16 protein-coding genes and 1 tRNA gene are annotated in these 17,357 nt (G+C 67.3%); 12 read left to right on the forward strand and 5 right to left on the reverse strand.

The window, feature by feature from the left end; genetic code table 11:
* Window positions 1–99 precede the first annotated feature (99 nt).
* The 7 genes from AC50YM_RS12935 to AC50YM_RS12965 all read left to right on the forward strand — a co-directional run bounded on the left by AC50YM_RS12935 (window position 100) and on the right by AC50YM_RS12965 (window position 7,577).
* A complete protein-coding gene (locus AC50YM_RS12935) occupies window positions 100–873 on the forward strand; it encodes a DUF501 domain-containing protein (RefSeq protein WP_494957372.1) in 774 nt (257 codons plus the stop codon).
* Window positions 870–1,817, forward strand: coding sequence for a Ppx/GppA phosphatase family protein (locus tag AC50YM_RS12940; RefSeq protein WP_494957350.1), 948 nt, complete (start codon window positions 870–872; stop codon window positions 1,815–1,817). The genes AC50YM_RS12935 and AC50YM_RS12940 overlap by 4 nt, the downstream gene beginning before the upstream one ends.
* A gap of 136 nt (window positions 1,818–1,953) precedes the next feature.
* Window positions 1,954–3,360, forward strand: coding sequence for a S8 family serine peptidase (locus AC50YM_RS12945; protein WP_494957351.1), 1,407 nt, complete (start codon window positions 1,954–1,956; stop codon window positions 3,358–3,360).
* Window positions 3,361–3,398: 38 nt separating this feature from the next.
* On the forward strand, window positions 3,399–4,886 hold the full coding sequence (locus tag AC50YM_RS12950) for an NAD(P)/FAD-dependent oxidoreductase (RefSeq protein ID WP_494957352.1): 1,488 nt from the start codon (window positions 3,399–3,401) through the stop codon (window positions 4,884–4,886).
* A gap of 103 nt (window positions 4,887–4,989) precedes the next feature.
* The gene (locus AC50YM_RS12955; protein WP_494957353.1) at window positions 4,990–5,937 is read left to right on the forward strand and encodes an N-acetyltransferase; all 948 of its coding nucleotides are present in this window, start codon (window positions 4,990–4,992) and stop codon (window positions 5,935–5,937) included.
* 32 nt (window positions 5,938–5,969) lie between these two features.
* Window positions 5,970–6,043: transfer RNA gene (locus tag AC50YM_RS12960), tRNA-Leu, on the forward strand.
* Window positions 6,044–6,221: 178 nt separating this feature from the next.
* Window positions 6,222–7,577: an ABC transporter substrate-binding protein gene (locus AC50YM_RS12965; RefSeq protein ID WP_494957354.1), complete on the forward strand. Its 1,356-nt coding sequence runs from the start codon at window positions 6,222–6,224 to the stop codon at window positions 7,575–7,577.
* A 166-nt stretch (window positions 7,578–7,743) separates the two neighbouring features.
* On the opposite strand, the gene AC50YM_RS12970 is transcribed toward AC50YM_RS12965, so the two are convergent.
* Complete coding sequence (locus AC50YM_RS12970; RefSeq protein ID WP_494957355.1) at window positions 7,744–8,145, reverse strand: VOC family protein; 402 nt, start codon at window positions 8,143–8,145, stop codon at window positions 7,744–7,746.
* Between the two features lie 118 nt (window positions 8,146–8,263).
* Here AC50YM_RS12970 and AC50YM_RS12975 point away from each other — a divergent pair, with 118 nt between their 5' ends.
* From AC50YM_RS12975 to AC50YM_RS12990, 4 genes are read left to right on the forward strand one after another with little or no spacing between them, the layout of a single operon-like run.
* Entirely contained in the window at window positions 8,264–9,070 is an 807-nt protein-coding gene (locus tag AC50YM_RS12975) for a phosphatase PAP2 family protein (RefSeq protein WP_494957356.1), read from the forward strand.
* A 10-nt stretch (window positions 9,071–9,080) separates the two neighbouring features.
* Window positions 9,081–9,821 (forward strand): DedA family protein, encoded by a 741-nt coding sequence (locus tag AC50YM_RS12980; protein WP_494957357.1) that lies wholly within the window; start codon window positions 9,081–9,083, stop codon window positions 9,819–9,821.
* Window position 9,822: 1 nt separating this feature from the next.
* Entirely contained in the window at window positions 9,823–10,497 is a 675-nt protein-coding gene (locus AC50YM_RS12985; protein ID WP_494957358.1) for a response regulator transcription factor, read from the forward strand.
* Between the two features lie 14 nt (window positions 10,498–10,511).
* Entirely contained in the window at window positions 10,512–11,507 is a 996-nt protein-coding gene (locus tag AC50YM_RS12990) for a sensor histidine kinase (RefSeq protein WP_494957359.1), read from the forward strand.
* A gap of 117 nt (window positions 11,508–11,624) precedes the next feature.
* Here AC50YM_RS12990 and AC50YM_RS12995 read toward each other — a convergent pair whose 3' ends face one another.
* From AC50YM_RS12995 to AC50YM_RS13010, 4 genes are read right to left on the reverse strand one after another with little or no spacing between them, the layout of a single operon-like run.
* On the reverse strand, window positions 11,625–12,398 hold the full coding sequence (locus AC50YM_RS12995) for an ABC transporter ATP-binding protein (protein ID WP_494957360.1): 774 nt from the start codon (window positions 12,396–12,398) through the stop codon (window positions 11,625–11,627).
* Window positions 12,395–13,489: an ABC transporter ATP-binding protein gene (locus AC50YM_RS13000; protein ID WP_494957361.1), complete on the reverse strand. Its 1,095-nt coding sequence runs from the start codon at window positions 13,487–13,489 to the stop codon at window positions 12,395–12,397. The genes AC50YM_RS12995 and AC50YM_RS13000 overlap by 4 nt, the downstream gene beginning before the upstream one ends.
* Window positions 13,486–14,454 carry a branched-chain amino acid ABC transporter permease gene (locus AC50YM_RS13005; protein ID WP_494957362.1) on the reverse strand — a complete coding sequence of 323 codons (969 nt, stop codon included), beginning with the start codon at window positions 14,452–14,454 and terminating at the stop codon, window positions 13,486–13,488. Before AC50YM_RS13005 ends, AC50YM_RS13000 begins: the two co-directional genes overlap by 4 nt.
* A 9-nt stretch (window positions 14,455–14,463) precedes the next feature.
* On the reverse strand, window positions 14,464–15,747 hold the full coding sequence (locus tag AC50YM_RS13010; protein ID WP_494957363.1) for a branched-chain amino acid ABC transporter permease: 1,284 nt from the start codon (window positions 15,745–15,747) through the stop codon (window positions 14,464–14,466).
* A 508-nt stretch (window positions 15,748–16,255) separates the two neighbouring features.
* Here AC50YM_RS13010 and AC50YM_RS13015 point away from each other — a divergent pair.
* Entirely contained in the window at window positions 16,256–17,149 is an 894-nt protein-coding gene (locus AC50YM_RS13015) for a Bax inhibitor-1/YccA family protein (protein WP_494957364.1), read from the forward strand.
* Window positions 17,150–17,357: the final 208 nt, after the last annotated feature.

The following is a 17,357-nucleotide window of genomic DNA, read 5'->3' on the forward strand; positions in this document are numbered from 1 at the left end:
CCCGTGGACGAGAACCGAGTGGACAAGACGCCCACGGCAGTGAAGGCGAGCGTCGTTGACGCGACCGCAGTGAACGCCCCGGCAGCGGACCCGGCCGCACTGAACCCGGGAACACCGGAGACGGCCGCCGCCGAGATCTCCCGCCGGCCCTCACCCCGCGACCTCGATGTGCTGAGCCGTCAACTGGGACGCCCGGTGCGCGACGTCGTCGAAATCCCCGCCCGCTGCGTCTGCGGCAACCCGCTGGTGGCGGCCACGTCCCCGCGGCTGAGCAACGGCACGCCGTTCCCCACGACCTTTTACCTGACGCACCCGGTCATCACCTCGGCCGTGTCGCGGCTTGAAGCCGCCGGCCTGATGAACGAGATGAACGAGCGGCTCGGAGCAGACCCGGCGCTGGCGGCCGCCTACCGCGGCGCCCACGAGGCGTACCTGGCCTCCCGTGCGGAAATTGGGGCCCGGTCCGGGATCGGCGCGGTGCCCGAAATCGACGGCATCTCCGCCGGCGGCATGCCCACCCGCGTCAAATGCCTACACGTCCTGGTAGGCCACTCGCTCGCCGCCGGCCCCGGCGTGAACCCGCTCGGCGACGAGGCCATCACGGCCATCGGCGAATGGTGGACCACCGACCGCTGCTACTGCGACGGCGCCTGGGACACCGGCGGGGAAACCCCGTCACAGGACCTCAGCCGGCACGGCCCGCAGGGACTACCCGAGATCGTGGGCCGGCCGGCCCCGGTCCGGAAGACACGCACCGAAGGCACCGTAACCTCGGTTGAACCCGGCGGCACAGTTGAGGCCGGCAGCACCACCGCATCCGGCGGCACCGTTGAACCCGGCGGAACCGGCCCCACCAGCGGGGCCGGCCAGTGACCCGCGTGGCCGCCGTCGACTGCGGCACCAACTCGATCCGCCTGCTCATCGCCGATGCGGACGTGGACGGCGATGCCCCCCGGCTGAGCGACGTCGTGCGCGAAATGCGGGTGGTCCGGCTCGGCCAGGGTGTGGACGCCACCGGCGAACTCTCCCGGGAGGCGCTGGACCGGACCTTCGCAGCCGCCGCGGACTATGCCGGCCAGATCCGCCAGCACGGCGCCACCAAGGTTCGCTTCGTCGCGACCTCCGCCACCCGCGACGCCCGCAACCGGCAGGTCTTTGTCGACGGCATCCGCGAGCTCCTCGGCGTCGAACCCGAAGTCATCAGCGGGGACGAAGAAGCCGCACTGTCCTTCGCCGGCGCCAGTAGCGTGCTGCCCTCCCGCGGCGAGGACCCGGTTTTGGTGGTCGACCTCGGCGGTGGCAGCACCGAGTTCGTGCTGGGCAACGCCGACGGCGTCATCGCGGCCAGATCCGTCGACATTGGCTGCGTCCGGATGACCGAACGCCACCTCGTCAGCGACCCGCCGACGGCCGAACAAATCGCCGCCGCGGAAGCCGACGTCGATGCGGCCATCGACACGGCGGCCGCCACCGTCCCGCTGGACCGCAGCGCCGCCGTCGTCGGGGTGGCCGGTTCCATCACCACCATCACAGCCCACGCGCTTCGCTTGCCCGAGTATTCCGCCGCAGCGATCCACGGCACCGAATTGTCGCTTGAGACCGTGCGCCGTGCCTGCTCCGAGCTGCTTGCGATGTCCCACGCGGAACGCGCCGCCCTTCCGTACATGCACCCCGGCCGGGTGGATGTGATCGGGGCGGGCGCCCTCGTCTGGCGGCGGGTCCTGGAGCGGCTCGCCGGGGCCACCGGCGGCAGGATCACGACGGCAGTCACCAGCGAACACGATATTCTTGACGGAATAGCCCTGAGTATCAGCTAGGCCGCAGGCCGCCTGGACCGGGTGTCCGTCAGACCCGCCGGACGGCACGCGTTCCCGGAAATCCCCGTCCGGATCCCTCCGCGTTCCGCAGCGCCCCGTTTCCGCAGCACCCTGGTGCCCCGCCGATAGGACCCGAATGACCAGAGCAACAGCCCGGCACCGCCGGACCGCCTCCGCGTTGATGGCCTTGGCCCTGGCAGGCGGCACCCTGGCGGCCGGCCTGACCGTCGCCCCGGCAGCGCACGCCGACGAATGGCGGGACAAGCAATACTGGCTTGCCGAATCCGGCATCACCAAGGCCTGGGAGGTATCGAAGGGCGCCAACGTCAAGGTCGCGGTCATCGACAGCGGTGTGGACGGCAAGCACCCCGACCTGGCCGGAGTGCTGGCCGGCGGAGTCGACGTCTCCGGCGCCGGGACCCCGGACGGCCAGAAGAGCATCGGGGCGAAGCCCGAGCACGGTACCCTCGTTGCCACCATGCTGGCAGGGCGCGGCCACCAGCCGGCCGATGCGACGGCGCCGCCCACGCCCACCCCAAGCGCCGGTCCGTCCGCGGTGCCGTCTGTTGCGCCGGACGGGATCATCGGGGTGGCACCCGAAGCGCAACTGCTGTCCGTCTCCACCTGGCTCGGATCGGCAAACCCCGGCGGCAAAACCGACCAGGACCAGATACCGCAGGCCGTCCGCTGGGCCGTCGACAATGGAGCCCGCGTCATCAACATCTCGCTGGGCAGCACCTCGCCGGAATGGCCGCAGAGCTGGGACGCTGCCTTCCTTTACGCCGAACAGAAGGACGTTGTGATCGTCGCCGCCGCGGGCAACCGCGGGGGAGGCAACGTCCAGGTCGGGGCTCCGGCGACCATCCCCGGCGTGCTGACAGTCGCCGGGCTGGACCGCAAGGGAACCGCCAGCATCGACTCCTCCTCCCAGGGCATCAGCATCGGGGTCGCGGCCCCGGCAGAGAACCTGATCGGCGGGTTGCCCGGCGGCGGCTACGCCGACTGGGCCGGCACCTCGGGCGCCACTCCGATCGTCGCCGGCGTGGCGGCACTGATCCGCTCCAAATGGCCCGAAATGACTGCCAGCCAGGTCATCAACAGAATCGTCAGTACCGCAAAGGACGCCGGCGCACCCGGGAAGGACCCGCTCTACGGTTTCGGGATGCTCGACGCCGAAGCCGCCCTTAAGGCCGACGTGGCCGAAACCCGGATCAATCCGCTGGGCTCCATTTCCGACTGGATCAGGGTCCACCGGCGAGGCAGCCTGGCCACGTCTCCCGCCGCCGTCGCCGCAACGCCTTCCAGCGCGGTGCCGACTCTTCCGGAAGCCACCGTTCCGGTTGCGGTGGCGCCCTCCGAGCTCGACGGCGCCGTTCCGGCCTTGGTGGTGCTGGGCTTCGGCGGGCTGTTCCTCTGCATTCTGGGCGCCGCTCTTTTCCAGCTCCGCCGCGCCGCGCGGACGACTTCGCCGGACGGCCCCGACGGACCCGCAAACCCGGACTCCGGAGTGCTGGATTCGGTGGCTTCCACCTGGAAACCATAGTTAGTGAAGTTTTTCACAAACTACGGTATTCTTGGGGAATGGCATCCTCCCCTCAGCTCCAGGACCGTCCCAGGGTACTCGTCGTCGGCGGCGGCTACGTCGGCCTGTACGTAGCCCTCAAACTGCAGAAGAAGATCGCGAAGGCCGGCGGCATCGTCACGGTCGTTGATCCCCTGCCCTACATGACCTACCAGCCCTTCCTTCCCGAAGTTGCCGGCGGCAACATCGAGGCACGCCACGCCGTCGTCTCGCACCGCCAGCACCTCAAGCAGACCGAACTGATCCAGGGCCGCGTCACCTCGATCGACCACGAAAACCGCACCGCCGTGGTTGCCCCCGCCGACGGCGGAGCCAACTTCGAGGTTCCCTACTTCGACGTCGTGGTGGCCGCAGGCGCGATCACCCGGACCTTCCCGATCAAGGGACTCGCGGACAAGGGCATCGGACTCAAGACCATCGAGGAAGCCGTTGCCCTGCGCAACAAGGTCCTCGACCGGATCGAACTCGGCTCGCTGATGACGGATCCGGCAGAACGCGCCCGCGCCCTGACCTTCGTGGTCGTCGGCGGCGGCTTCGCCGGCATCGAGTGCATCACCGAAATGGAAGACCTCGCCCGCGCCGCGGTCAGGAACAACCCCCGCGTCCAGCAGGAGGAAGTCCGCTTCGTCCTGGTCGAGGCGATGGGCCGCATCATGCCCGAGGTCACCGCCAGCCAGGCCGAGTGGGTCGTCGAGCACCTGCGCAGCCGCGGTATCGAGGTTCTGCTCAACACCTCACTGGACAGCGCCGAGGGCTCCCTGAAGCTCATCAACCTCCCGGACAAGACCCCGGCCCAGGAATTCGAGGCCGACACCCTGGTCTGGACTGCCGGTGTGCAGGCCAACCCGATGGTCCGTTCCACTGATTTCCCGATCGAACCGCGCGGCCGCGTCCGGGTCCATGCCGACCTGCGCATCGCCGGCGACGAAGGCATCATCGAGAACGCCTGGGCTGCCGGCGACGTTGCGGCCGTGCCTGACCTCACAGGCAGCGGCCTGCCGGACGGAACCTGTGTCCCGAACGCCCAGCATGCGCTGCGCCAGGCCAAGCGGCTCGCCAAGAACCTCTGGGCCTCCCGCTGGGAGAAGCCGCTGAAGGATTACAAGCACAAGAACCTGGGTGCCGTCGCCGGTTTCGGCGAGTGGAAGGGTGTTGCCAACATCAGCCTTGTGGGCCGCATCGGCCTCAAGGGCCCACTGGCCTGGCTGGCGCACCGCGGCTACCACGGTCTGGCCATGCCGACCGTAGAGCGCAAGATCCGGGTCATCTTCGGCTGGATCCTGTCCTTCTTTATGGGCCGCGACACCACGCAGCTGATCGACCTGGACGACCCCCGCGGTGCCTTCGTGGCCGCCGCGACGCCGGCCCCGAAGCCGGCGGCGGCACCCGCTGCGCCCGCGGCTCCCGACGCCCCCGCGGCCGGGAAACCGGCAGCGGAGCCCAGCCCGGCGGCCGGCAAGCAAGCCGTGCCGGCTGACGCCAAGTAGCCTGCAGTAGCAGACGGCGGCCGTTCCCCTGCGGGGGGAGCGGCCGCCGTCCGCGTTAAGCCGGCGTCCCCGGCCCGGCTGGGTCCGGACCTAGACTGGCAGGATGACCGCTGAAAAGGACCTCCACACCCTGCTGGCCACCATGCACCCGGAAATCCGCGCCGGCGAGTTCGTTTACGTGCCCTGGCCGGACGGCCGGCCCCTCCCCGGTGCCATCGCCGCCGCCGTCCGCGAAGCCGAAGGGCTGACCGTCGTGCTGCCCCGGGCGGAAGCCGACACCCTGGGACTGGGCTACGACTTTGTCGGCGCCTGGATCACCCTCCAGGTACAGTCCCCGCTTGAAGCCGTCGGCCTGACCGCGGCCGTCAGCGCCGCCCTGGCCGAAGCCAAGATCAGCTGCAACGTCCTCGCCGGCTTCCATCATGACCACCTGCTCGTCCCGGTCGCGGACGCTGACCGGGCCCTCGAGGTGCTGCACGAACTGGTCGCCGCACACGGGGAACACAAGCCCGCCCCGGAGCTGGTGCTGCGCAGCGAACATCCCGCGGACCGGCCCGCCATCCTCGCCCTCACCGCCGCGGCCTTCGCCGTCTCCCCGGTCACCGGCCAACCCGTCGAAGGCGAGTCCGAAGAGGTGCCGCTGCTGGCTGCGCTCTTCGACTGTGAGGAATACCTGCCGGAGTTCAGCATCGTCGCGGAACTCGGCGGGGAGATCGTCGGGCACGTGATCAGCACCCGCGGACGGGCGGGGGAGCTGGAGCTCCTGGGCCTGGGCCCGATCGGAGTCGTGCCACGCCTGCAGCGCCACGGCATCGGCAGTGCGCTGATGAAGGAAACGATCGCCCGGGCCAACGCCGAGGGGGAGCGCGGCATCGCGCTGCTGGGCGACCCGGAGTACTACTCACGCTTCGGCTTCGTGGCATCGACGTCCCTGGGCGTGGAGGCCCCCGACCCGGCCTGGGGCGCGCACTTCCAGCTGCTTCCACTGGCCGTCTGGCCCGGCGGCGTGAGCGGAACCTTCCGCTACGCCGGGCCGTTCGGCGGCGCGTAGCCCGGCGCCCGGCGGGATACCATGGACCGGGCGCCCCAGTAGCCCAATTGGCAGAGGCAGCGGACTTAAAATCCGCGTGTTGTGGGTTCGAGTCCCACCTGGGGCACACTTTTTGGCGTCCGCCGGTCAGGCGGGCAGATTTCCTCTATGCAACGAGTGTTATAAGGATGTGACCGTAGTCACTTTGGATCGGGCTGGAAGTGCACTAGCTTGAAGGGTAAATCAGGAACACCTGATCTTTCGCATCAAAGGCCGTTCGCACCTTTAGATCGAGGAGATTGTAAATGACTTCACTCCCCCAGGTGGCACCCCGCATCGCTAAGCTAACCGCGCTTAGCATCGGCGTCGCCCTTCTGGCTACGGCTTGTGGTGGCTCGTCCACACCGACGGCGACATCCGGATCCGCCACAGCCAACGCCGCAGGCATCGCCTGCCCGGCACCGAGCGCCGGAGCTGGCGCTGGCACATCGGCCGCAACGAACAAGGGTCCGATCCCGGCGTCCGCCACCACCACCGACGCCGCGCTGAAGATCGGCTCGCTGCTGCCGACCACCGGGTCGCTGGCCTTCCTCGGCCCGCCCGAAATCGCCGGTGTCAACCTTGGCATCAAGGAAATCAACGACGCCGGCGGCGTGCTCGGCAAGCCGGTCGAGGTCATCCACCGCGACTCCGGCGACACCAAGACCGACATCGCCACGCAGTCCACCACCGCACTGCTGGGCCAGGGCGTCAGCGCCGTTATTGGCGCAGCTTCCTCCGGTGTTTCCAAGACCGTGATCAACCAGATCACCGGTGCGGGCGTTATCCAGTTCTCCCCGGCCAACACCTCGCCGGACTTCACCGCCTGGGATGACAAGGGCCTCTACTGGCGGACCGCCCCCTCGGACGTTCTCCAGGGTAAGGTCCTCGGCAACTACATGGCCACCTGTGGCGCCCAGACTGTTGGCATGATCGTACTGAACGACGCCTACGGAACCGGCCTTGCGAAGAACGTGAAGGCTGCGTTTGAGGCAGCAGGCGGCAAGGTCGTGGCGGAGGAGCTCTTCAACGAGGGCGATTCGCAGTTCAGCAGCCAGGTTGACAAGGTCATCGCAGCGAAGCCGGATGCCATCGCCCTGATCACCTTCGACCAGGCCAAGAGCATCGTTCCGCTGATGACGGGTAAGGGCGTCAAGGCCACCCAGATGTTCCTCGTGGACGGCAACATGTCCGACTACAGCAAGGACTTCCAGGCAGGCACCCTGAAGGGTGCCCAGGGCACCATCCCGGGCACCTTCGCCAAGGATGACTTCAAGAAGAAGCTGCTGGCCATCGATCCCGCGCTGAAGGACTACTCCTACGCAGGCGAGTCCTATGACGCCGTGAACCTTATCGCCCTGGCGTCCGAAGCAGCCAAGAGCACCAAGGGTACCGACATCGCGGCGCAGCTCAAGGCAGTCTCCGAGGCCGGCGAAAAGTGCAGCGACTTCCCGTCCTGCGTCACCCTGCTCCGCAACGGCAAGGACATCGACTACGACGGCCAGTCCGGCCCCGTAACGTTCTCCGACGCCGGGGACCCGACCGAGGCCTACATCGGCATCTACGAGTTCCAGGATGACAACACCTACAAGGCATCCAAGGAAGAGTTCGGCAAGCTCTAAGCCCGCCCTTCCCTAGCCAGCCGAAGACCCCCGTCCGCTCCGGACGGGGGTCTTCTGTGTGGTGGCGACTGGGGTGCTCTGTGCGGCAGGCGCCGTGCCCTTGGGTGCCAGCAGGACGCCAGGACGCCAGAACGCTGTTGCGCCGTGCCCCTGGCTGCCAGCGTGGCTAGGCGGAACCGTCCAGCAGCGCGTCCCTGACGTCAGCAGGCGTGGCGCCCTGGAGGACCCAGCGGTTGCCATCCGGGTCAGCGAAGAAGGCAAACTGCACGCCACCCATGTCCTGGACCTCGCTGATCTCGGCGCCCCGGCCCAGGAGCTCGGCGCGCGCTTCGCCGATATCAGGGACGACGAGCTGCAGCCCTTCGAGGCTGCCCGGCGTCATGCGCGTCATTCCGGTACCTATGACGATCGAAGCAGCCGATCCGGGCGGCGTGAGCTGCACGACCCTCATGCCCGGGATGTGCTCCACATCGTGGTCAAGGACAAATCCCAGCTTGTCTGTATAGAAGGACTTCGACCGGTCGACATCCGCTACCGGTACTTGCACAACTTCAAGGCGCATCTCCATGCGGTTTACAGTACAGCCCGAGGAACGGGACGGGCAGTTCTTAAGCACTTCTTAAAGACCGCGCGGGAGAGTTGAAGCATGCGCCGGGCAGCGCCCCTGCCCCGAACCGGAGGACTCCATGCCTGGACCCGCCCCTGACCGCGTTACAGCGCCCCCGAACCCCGCCGGCGCACACCCAGCCGCCGGCCAGCGGTTCTGGGCCCTCCCGCAGGTCCGCCACTGGCTGCGGTGGGGCGCACTGCTGTCCGCGGCCATCCTGGCGCTCGGCCTGACAGCACAGCTGGTGCCCGGCGGGGGCACGGCCGAACTCGTCGTGGACCAGGATCTCAGCCAGCACCATGCCGCGCTCCTGACCGGGGTGGCGATGGTCCTGAACGTGGTGTTCGGCCCGGTGGCCGGCGTGGTCCTCGTTGCCGCCGTGGCGCTCTACCTCTGGATGGTCCGCCGCTCCTTGGTGAAGGCTGTCGCGTTCGGCCTGGTCGCCTGCTCCGGCTGGGTGGCCAGTGAGTTCTTCAAGCTCATCATCGCCCGCCAGCGGCCCAGCCCGGCTATGCTCTTCGATCCGCTCATGCCCGAGACGGGCTCGAACAGCTTCCCAAGCGGGCACGTCTGCTTTGCCGTCGCGCTGGGATTTGCGCTCTACTTCCTGGCCCGCGGAACCCGCTGGGCAAAACTCACAGCCGTCGCCGCCGTCGTGCTGGCCTCGGTGGTGGCGTGGTCGCGGCTGTATATCGGGGTCCATTACCCCACCGATGTGGCAGCCTCCTTCCTCGCGGCGGGTGCCGCGGTCTTGCTGCTTTCCGGGCTGTGGAACCGTTTCGCGCCGCGCATCCTGGACCGTCTGCCAGCCGCAGCCTCGCCCCGAACCACCGGTTCAACCGGTTCAACCGGTTCAACCGGTTCAATCCGTTCCACCCGACCCTAAGGAAGTGACCATGCACGGCATTTACGCTGCAGGAATCGTTCCGGCACTGTCCGCCGCGGCCGGAGCCCCGTCGCTCCTTGACCCGGCGAGCCTGCTCGAGGGCCTCGGCCCGGCGGCGCTTGGCGTTATCTCCCTGATGGTGTTCATTGAATCCGGCGTGCTGTTCCCCTTCCTGCCCGGGGATTCGCTGCTCTTCACCGCGGGTCTCCTGCATGAGCAACTCCAGCTGACGCTGCCGGTGCTGATCGGCGTCGTCACCGCCGCTGCGGTGGCCGGCGACCAGGTCGGCTACATGATCGGACGCAAGTTCGGCCGCCGATGGTTCAAGGACGACGCACGGATCCTCAAGACAGCGCACCTGACCACCACGGAGGATTTCTTCCGCCGCCACGGCGGTGCCGCCGTCGTGCTGGCCCGTTTCGTGCCCATGGTCCGGACTTTCGCACCCCTGAGTGCCGGCATCGCCCGCTATGAGTACAAGTCCTTCACGCTCTGGAACATCGCCGGGGCCCTGGCCTGGGGCTCGTCCGTGACACTGCTGGGGACGTGGCTGGGCCACTACGAGATCGTGGCCAAGAACATCGACGTCATCGCCGTCGTCATGGTCCTCGTCTCCGTCCTGCCCTGGGGCATACAACTCCTCAAACGCCGCCGCCAGAACCGCGGCGCGGCTGCCGAACCCGCAGCCGACCTCAACGACGACACAGCAGGCAATCTGCCGGCAGAAGGCATGGCGCGGGAGAATAGCTGACATGACAACCGCTGACGGCCGGCCGTCCCTGCTGCTGGTGGAGGACGCTGTCGTCCTGGGACCGCTGATCGCCGAACTGCTGGAACCCGACTACCGGATCAGGCTGGCCACCAACGGCCAGGCCGGCCTGCACCTGGCGCTGTCCCAGGCCTGGGACGTTATGGTGATCGACCGCGGCCTGCCCCTGATGGACGGCATCGCCCTGATCCACGCGTTGAGGTCCAAGGGGGATTCGACGCCGATCCTGATCCTGACTGCCCTCGGGGCCACGGATGAGAAGGTCAGGGGACTCGATGCGGGCGCCAATGACTACATGACTAAACCGTTCGACGCCGGTGAACTCGCGGCCCGCCTGCGCGCCCTGACGCGCACCTTCACGCCGGCCCCCGTGCCCGTGAGCATCGGCGACTGGGAACTCGATCCGGCGTCGCGTTCCATGCGCTCGGTTTACGGGCCAAGGGTGTACCTCACGGCAAAGGAGTCCGAACTGCTGGCCGCCCTGGCCGCCGAACCCGGTAGGGTCTTCACCCGGGAAGAACTGCTCAGCGAACATTTCCAGGCCACCGACCAGCCCGGCCTGATCGACACGTATGTCCACCACCTTAGACGGAAGATTTCCAAGGCCGTGGTCCGCACGGTCCACGGCGTCGGCTACCAGATCGGCGATGCCCCGTGACCGGGACGGGACCCGTGGCGGGTGAACCGGACCGGGACACCCTCCGCAGGGCCTCGCTTAAGGTGGCCCTGCGGATCAGCGCCGCCTGCGCAGTGTTGGTCCTTTGCCTCCTCGCCGCCGCGACCGCTTACCTGATGAACAAGCTGGCGCACCCGGATCTGCCCGCCTCCGCGGCGGCCGGGAAGGCGTACACGTACCTCGATTCCAAGGACCTGATCGAGGCGATGATCCTTGCCGGGGTGCTGGGCATCGTGCTGGCCGGCGTCGTCGGGTGGCTCAGCGCGCGCAGCGCCATCCGGCCGCTTGGGGAAGCGCTGGCCCTGCAGCGGCGGTTCGTCCAGGATGCCAGCCATGAACTGCGTACGCCGCTGGCCATCCTCGATGCGAGGATCCAACTCGCCCAGCGCGACGCCGTCGCAGATTCCAAACCCGGCCTGGCCCTCGCCAGGATCCGGGACGATGCGGCCACTCTGACCGGAATCGTCAACGAACTGCTTTTGGCGGCAACCGGCGCCGCGCCGGATCCCTCGGCGGAACCCGTCGGGCTGGCCGACGTCGCCGGGTCCGTCACCGAGAGCCTGCAGGAACTTGCGGCGCGGCGGGGCATCCGCCTCGTCTTTTCCGACGGCGGACGGTCCGACGCCGGCAGTCCGCTGGCGCGCATCGACCGGAGCCCGCTGCGGCGGGCCGTTCTCGCCCTGGCGGATAACGCACTGGCCCATACGCCGCCCGGCGGGAGCATCACTATCAGTACGGCGGCCGAAGGCAACCAGGCGGTGCTCCGCGTGGCAGACACCGGGTCGGGAATCACCGGCGTCGACGAGGCACGGATCTTTGACCGCTTCGTCCGGACCCCCAGTCCGGATGGAACCCGGAGCCGGCGAAGCTTCGGCATCGGCCTGGCGCTGGTCCGCGAAATCGCCACGGCAGCCGGCGGCACCGTCGAGGTGGCCCGGACCGGGCCGGAAGGCACGACCATAAAGCTCACGCTGCCACTGGCCCGGCACTGAGAGCACGCTGCCACTGGCCCGGCACTGAGAGCGGGGCACGCAGACGGGCCCGGGACACGCAAAAGGGCCGCCACCGGCTGGTGACGGCCCTTCTGCCGCAGCTGGCCCGCCGGGGGACTAGTCGACAGTGTCGGCGAGGGTGCCCAGGTAGAGCTGGATGACCTTGGGGTCCTTCATGAGCTCCCGGCCCGTGCCGGTGTACGCGTCCTTGCCCTGGTCCAGGACATAGCCGCGGTCACAGATCTGCAGGCAGCGGCGGGCGTTCTGCTCGACCATGATGACCGAGACACCGGCGCGGTTGATCTCGTGAACCCGGAGGAAGGTCTCGTCCTGCTTGACAGGGGAGAGGCCCGCGGAGGGCTCATCGAGCAGCAGCACGGCCGGATCCATCATCAGGGCCCGTCCCATCGCGACCATCTGGCGTTCGCCGCCGGAGAGCGACCCCGCCCGCTGGGCGCGCCGCTTGCCGAGCTCGGGGAACAGGCCCGTCACGAAGTCGAACCGTTCGGCGAAGTCCTTCGGCCGCTGGAACATGCCCATCTGGAGGTTTTCCTCGATGGTCAGCGCCGCGAACACATTGTTGTTCTGCGGGACGAAGCCCACACCCTTGCTGACCAGCTTGTTGGCCTTGAGCCCGGTGATGTCCTGGCCGCGGACCACGACCGAGCCGGAGTGGACCTTGACCAGCCCGAACATCGCCTTCAGCAGCGTGGATTTGCCGGCGCCGTTGGGACCGATGATGCCGATGAGCTCACCCTTGCGGGCCTCGATGCTGCAGCCGTTGAGGATGTTGACGCCCGGGATATAGCCGGCCACCAGATCAGTGACCTTGACGACCGAATCCTCGTCGTGGACGGGCTTTGCGGCTGCGGCCGCGCTGGTGGCGCTCATTCTGTGTCCTTCTCTGGGCTGTGCGGCTGCTCGCCGCGGGTCGGCTCCTCGGCGCTGCGCCGGCCGCGCGCGGGACCGGTGCTGTCCGGGCCCGTGGGCTCCTGCGCTTCCGCGGCGACGACGTCGAGCGAGATGATGCCGGCGTTTTCGGTCCCGACAATCGATTCCTCGTCGGCGACCAGTTCGGCGGCGAGCTCCTTGATGCCTTCCGAGTCACCCAGGTCCACGTCGTGGTGGGCGCCCAGGTAGGCGTCAATCACGGCCGGGTTCTTCATGACCTCGGCAGGCGGGCCTTCGGCCACGATCTTGCCCTCGGCCATCACCACGACCCAATCGGCGATGTGCCGGACCATGTGCATGTCGTGTTCGACGAACAGCACGGTCATGCCCTCGGCCTTGAGGTTCTTGATGTGGTCCAGGAGGGATTGCGTCAGGGCCGGGTTCACGCCGGCCATCGGCTCGTCGAGCATGACCAGCTTGGGCCGGACCATCAGGGAGCGGGCCATCTCCAGCAGCTTGCGCTGGCCACCGGACAGGGACGCCGCATAGTCGTCCTTCTTGGCGTCCAGCTTGAACTTCGCCAGCAGCACGTCCGCTTCCGCCGTGATCTTCTTTTCCTGGCCGCCCCAGATGCCCTTGAACAGGGCCTTGGACAACCGCTCCCCGGACTGCTGGGAGGCGCCGAGGCGCATGTTCTCCATCACGGTGAGCTTGCCCATGACCTTGGTCAGCTGGAAGGTGCGGACCATGCCCATCCGGGCGACTTTGTACGAGGAGACCCCGGCCAGGCTGTTGCCTTCAAACTGCCATTTGCCCGAGTTCGGGGTATCGAAGCCGGTGAGCAGATTGAACAGGGTCGTCTTGCCGGCGCCGTTGGGGCCGATCAGCGCCGTGATCTTGTGCCGCGGGATTTCGAGGTACTCGACGTCGACGGCGTTGATGCCGCCGAAGCTGCGGGTGACGTTCTCCGCCACCACGATTGGATCGCGCTTCTTGCAGCCGGGAACGGCCTCACCGACGGCGATCGGACGCGCGTCCGTCATGTAGTCAATTTCTTCCGACGTGCGGGGTTCTTCGCTCTGCGTGCTCATGCGAACGCCAGCTCCTTCTTGTTTCCGAAGACGCCCTGGGGCCTGAAGATCATCAGCAGCATCAGTGCGACGCCCACCAGGATGTAACGCAACTGACCGGCCTGGACCGTGTTCAGCCAGGTGATGGTGCCGGATTCAATGAGTCCGTACAGGATTCCCTGCGTGAGGGACAGCACGACCCAGAAGATCATGGCGCCGACGACGGGTCCCAGCACGGTGCCCAAACCGCCGAGCAGCAGGCAGGTGTAGAGGAAGAACGTCAGTTCCGTGCCGTAGTTGGCCGGCTGCACCGCGCCGCGGGGGAGGGTGAAGATCATGCCCGCGAGGGCGCCGAGCACACCGCCGATGACGAGCGCCTGCATCTTGTAGGCGTACACATTCTTGCCCAGCGAGCGGACAGCGTTTTCGTCCTCGCGGATGCCCTTCAGCACGCGGCCCCACGGGCTGCGCATCAGCAGCCACACCAGGAGGCAGCAGACGGCGACCAGGCTCCAGCCGACCACGCGGATGAAGAAGTCGCGGTTGTTCATGCCCAGGTAGGAACCCTCAGGGAACGGGTTCATCGAGTAGAACCCGCCCTCGAAAGCGGCCAGGCCGTTGGCCGAGCCGGTGACCGCGGTGAGCTGGTTCGTCGTGACGATGTAGCGGACGATTTCCGCCGCGGCAATGGTCACGATGGCCAGATAGTCGGCCCGCAGCCGGAGGGTGGGTATGCCGAGCAGCAGGGCGAAGATGGCCGAGGCAATCACGGCGATCAGCAGGCCGACAAAGAACGGCACGCCGAAGGTGAGGGTGGAGATGGCGAAGCCGTAGGCTCCCACCGCCATGAAGCCGGCCTGGCCGAAGTTGAGCAGGCCCGAGTAGCCGAAGTGAACCGCCAGGCCGAGCGCGGCGAGGGCGTAAGCCGCCGTCGTCGGGCTGAACAGTTCGCCGGCAGCGCTGGAAAATATGAATCCGAAGTCCATGGCTGTCTCCTAACCCACGCGCTCGCGACGGCCCAGGATGCCCTGGGGCCGGATCAGAAGGACAATAATCATGATGAACAGTGCTCCCACGTACTTAAGGTCGGCGGCGAGGCCGAACACGGTGGTCAGCTCCACGAAGATGCCGACGATGATGGATCCGATCAGGGCACCCCAGACCGTGCCGAGGCCACCCAGGGTGACGCCCGCGAAGATGAGCAGCAGGATCTGCGAACCCATGTCGAACGTGACGCCGGGCCGGTAGTACGCCCAGAGGATGCCGCCGAGGGAGGCGAGCATGCCGCCGGTCACCCAGACAATCCGGATGACGCCGTCGACGTCGATGCCCGAGGCCGCGGCCAGTGCCGGGTTGTCGGCGACCGCGCGGGTGGCTTTTCCGAGCCGGGTCTTGAGCAGGACCACACCGAGGATTGCGATGACGACGGCGCTGATCACCAGGGACCACAGGTTGTTGGGGGAGATCGAGATCGGGCCGAGCTGGATTTCCGCGCTTTGTGCGAACGGCAGTTGCTGGGTGGCGCCGCCGAAGAAGAACTGGATGACGTAGCGGACGGCCAGTGCGAGGCCGATGCTGACGATCATCATCGGCACCAGGCCGGTTCCGCGGCGCCGCAGCGGCTTCCACAGGCCGGCGTCCTGGACGTAGCCGAATAATCCTCCGCCGAGCAGGGCGAGCACGATGGCCAGCCAGAACGGGAGGTGCATGGCGTTGAAGGCAAAAACCAGGACGGCGCCGAGGGTGACCATCTCGCCGTGGGCGAAGTTGGTCAGGCCGGTGGTTCCGAAGATCAGCGACAGGCCGACGGAGGCGAGGGCAAGCAGGAGGCCGAAGCTGAGGCCGGCGACGAGCCGGTTGATCAGGTTCTGGCCGAAATCCTGTTGCTGGACGACGATGCCTTTACCGAAGGCGAAGATTACTGAAAGGTTGGAGGTCTGGCTGAACGTGACCTTGCGGGGATTTTCCTGGCCGTCGGCGAGCTTGATGCCCTCCGGAAGCGTGGATTCATCCAGCTCGACCTCGTAGGTGCCCTGGGTAGGGACCCCGATGGTCCAGGCGCCATTGGCGCCGGACTTGGCGGTTCCGGTGAAGTCGCCGCCCTTGGCCGTGATGGTGACGTCAACGATTGGCGCGCGGTCGTCGCCGCGCAGGAAGCCGCTGATGCTGTTCTGGAAGGTGGTTGCCGACGGGGATGGTGTCGGCGAGGGGCTCGTGGCCTGTGATGCCGGCGCGACGATGAGCAGGAGCGCGGCCACGGCGGCGAAAACGGCCCCCACAGCTTTCAGCAGTCTGCCGCGCCGTCTCTGCGACAGGCCTCTCGGTGTGCTTCTCAAAATGAAAACCTCCACATGGGGGTGGTGTGGGTGCGCCCTTGCAACCACTGCGAACGGTCAGGGTGACGAAAACTGGTGCCTCGTGCGGTGCGGTGGAGCAGTAGTGCTTGTGATATCCGTCACCCTGTTTGGCCCATGTTACAGCCCGTCAGGGTCAATGAATGCCGTCGCGAGCAGGGAGAACGTCGCGATCGGATAACGACCGTGAAGCCCGGATGGCGCGGTTCTTTACCTGCGCTAAAGAAAACTTTTGTTGTTTCGGAGTATGCCTAAACAGTCGGTCCCGCCCGCGTCGGACGGGCCGCACGAACACGCTGAGGAGGTCACGGTTGGGTTGCGGCGGGCGCCGGCCGGGAACTAACCCTGCCCGTCCGGTGTTGAAATTGGTAGCGTGTTGTCACAGACACGGACAGTTCATCACTCACGCCCTTTAATTTGGAGGACACCAGCAATGGCACTTGGCGGAAACCCCGTCTTCAACGGAAAGAATTTCCGTGGAGCAACCAAGGCACCGCCTGCCCCGCAGGCGTACGGCCAGAACACCTACGGCCAGCCCCAGTACGGCCAGACGCAGACCGGCTGGAACCCTGCCCAGCAGGGAATGACCCAGGACCAGCTGCAGGACATGTACAACCGGCCCGCCGCCGGACCCGCTGACACGGGACGTATGACCTTTGACGATGTCATCATGAAGACCGCGGCCTGCCTGGCCGCCGTCGTCGCCGGTGCCGCCGTCACCCTCCTGGTGGCACCTGGCCTGTCCAACCTGCTGATGCTCGTCGGCGCCCTGGGCGGATTTGTCCTCGCCCTGGTCAACACTTTCAAAAAGCAGCCCTCCCCGGCGCTGATCCTTGCCTACGCAGCGCTCGAGGGCCTTTTCCTCGGCGGACTGACGCGGATCCTTGACGGCATGTACCCGGGCGTTGGCCTGCAGGCCGTGATCGGCACGCTCTCCGTCTTCGCCGTGACCCTCGTGCTCTTCAAGAGCGGCAAGGTCCGGGCAACGCCCAAGGCCATGCGCTTCTTTATGATCGCGATCATCGGCTACGCCGTGTTCGCGCTGATCAACATGGTCATGATGTGGACCGGCGCTGTTGACTCCCCGTTCGGCCTGCGCACGAGCGTGGAGATCTTCGGCATCCCGCTGGGCGTCTTCATCGGCCTGCTCGCGATCGGCCTCGCCGCCTTTTCCCTGATCATGGACTTCACCAGCATCGAAGCCGGTGTCCGGGCGGGCGCCCCGCAGCGCTTCTCCTGGACCGCGGCGTTCGGCCTCACCGTGACACTGGTGTGGCTCTACGTCGAGATCATCCGGCTGCTGTCCATCCTCCGCGGCAACGACTAGCACCACGGTTAACCGCCGGTAGCTGGAACAAAACAGCAGGAGCCCCGCCGAAAGGCGGGGCTCCTTTTGTCTAGCCCTGCGGCGCAGCCGCAACTCTTGTGGACGCCCGGCGGCGCGGCCGGAACTCTGTCTGGGTGCTGGGGGGGGGTCGCCCAGGTACCCCCCACACCCCCCCCCCCCCCCTCCCCCCCCCACCCAACAAATCCTC

The organism is Pseudarthrobacter sp. RHLT1-30-1, assembly GCF_059383415.1.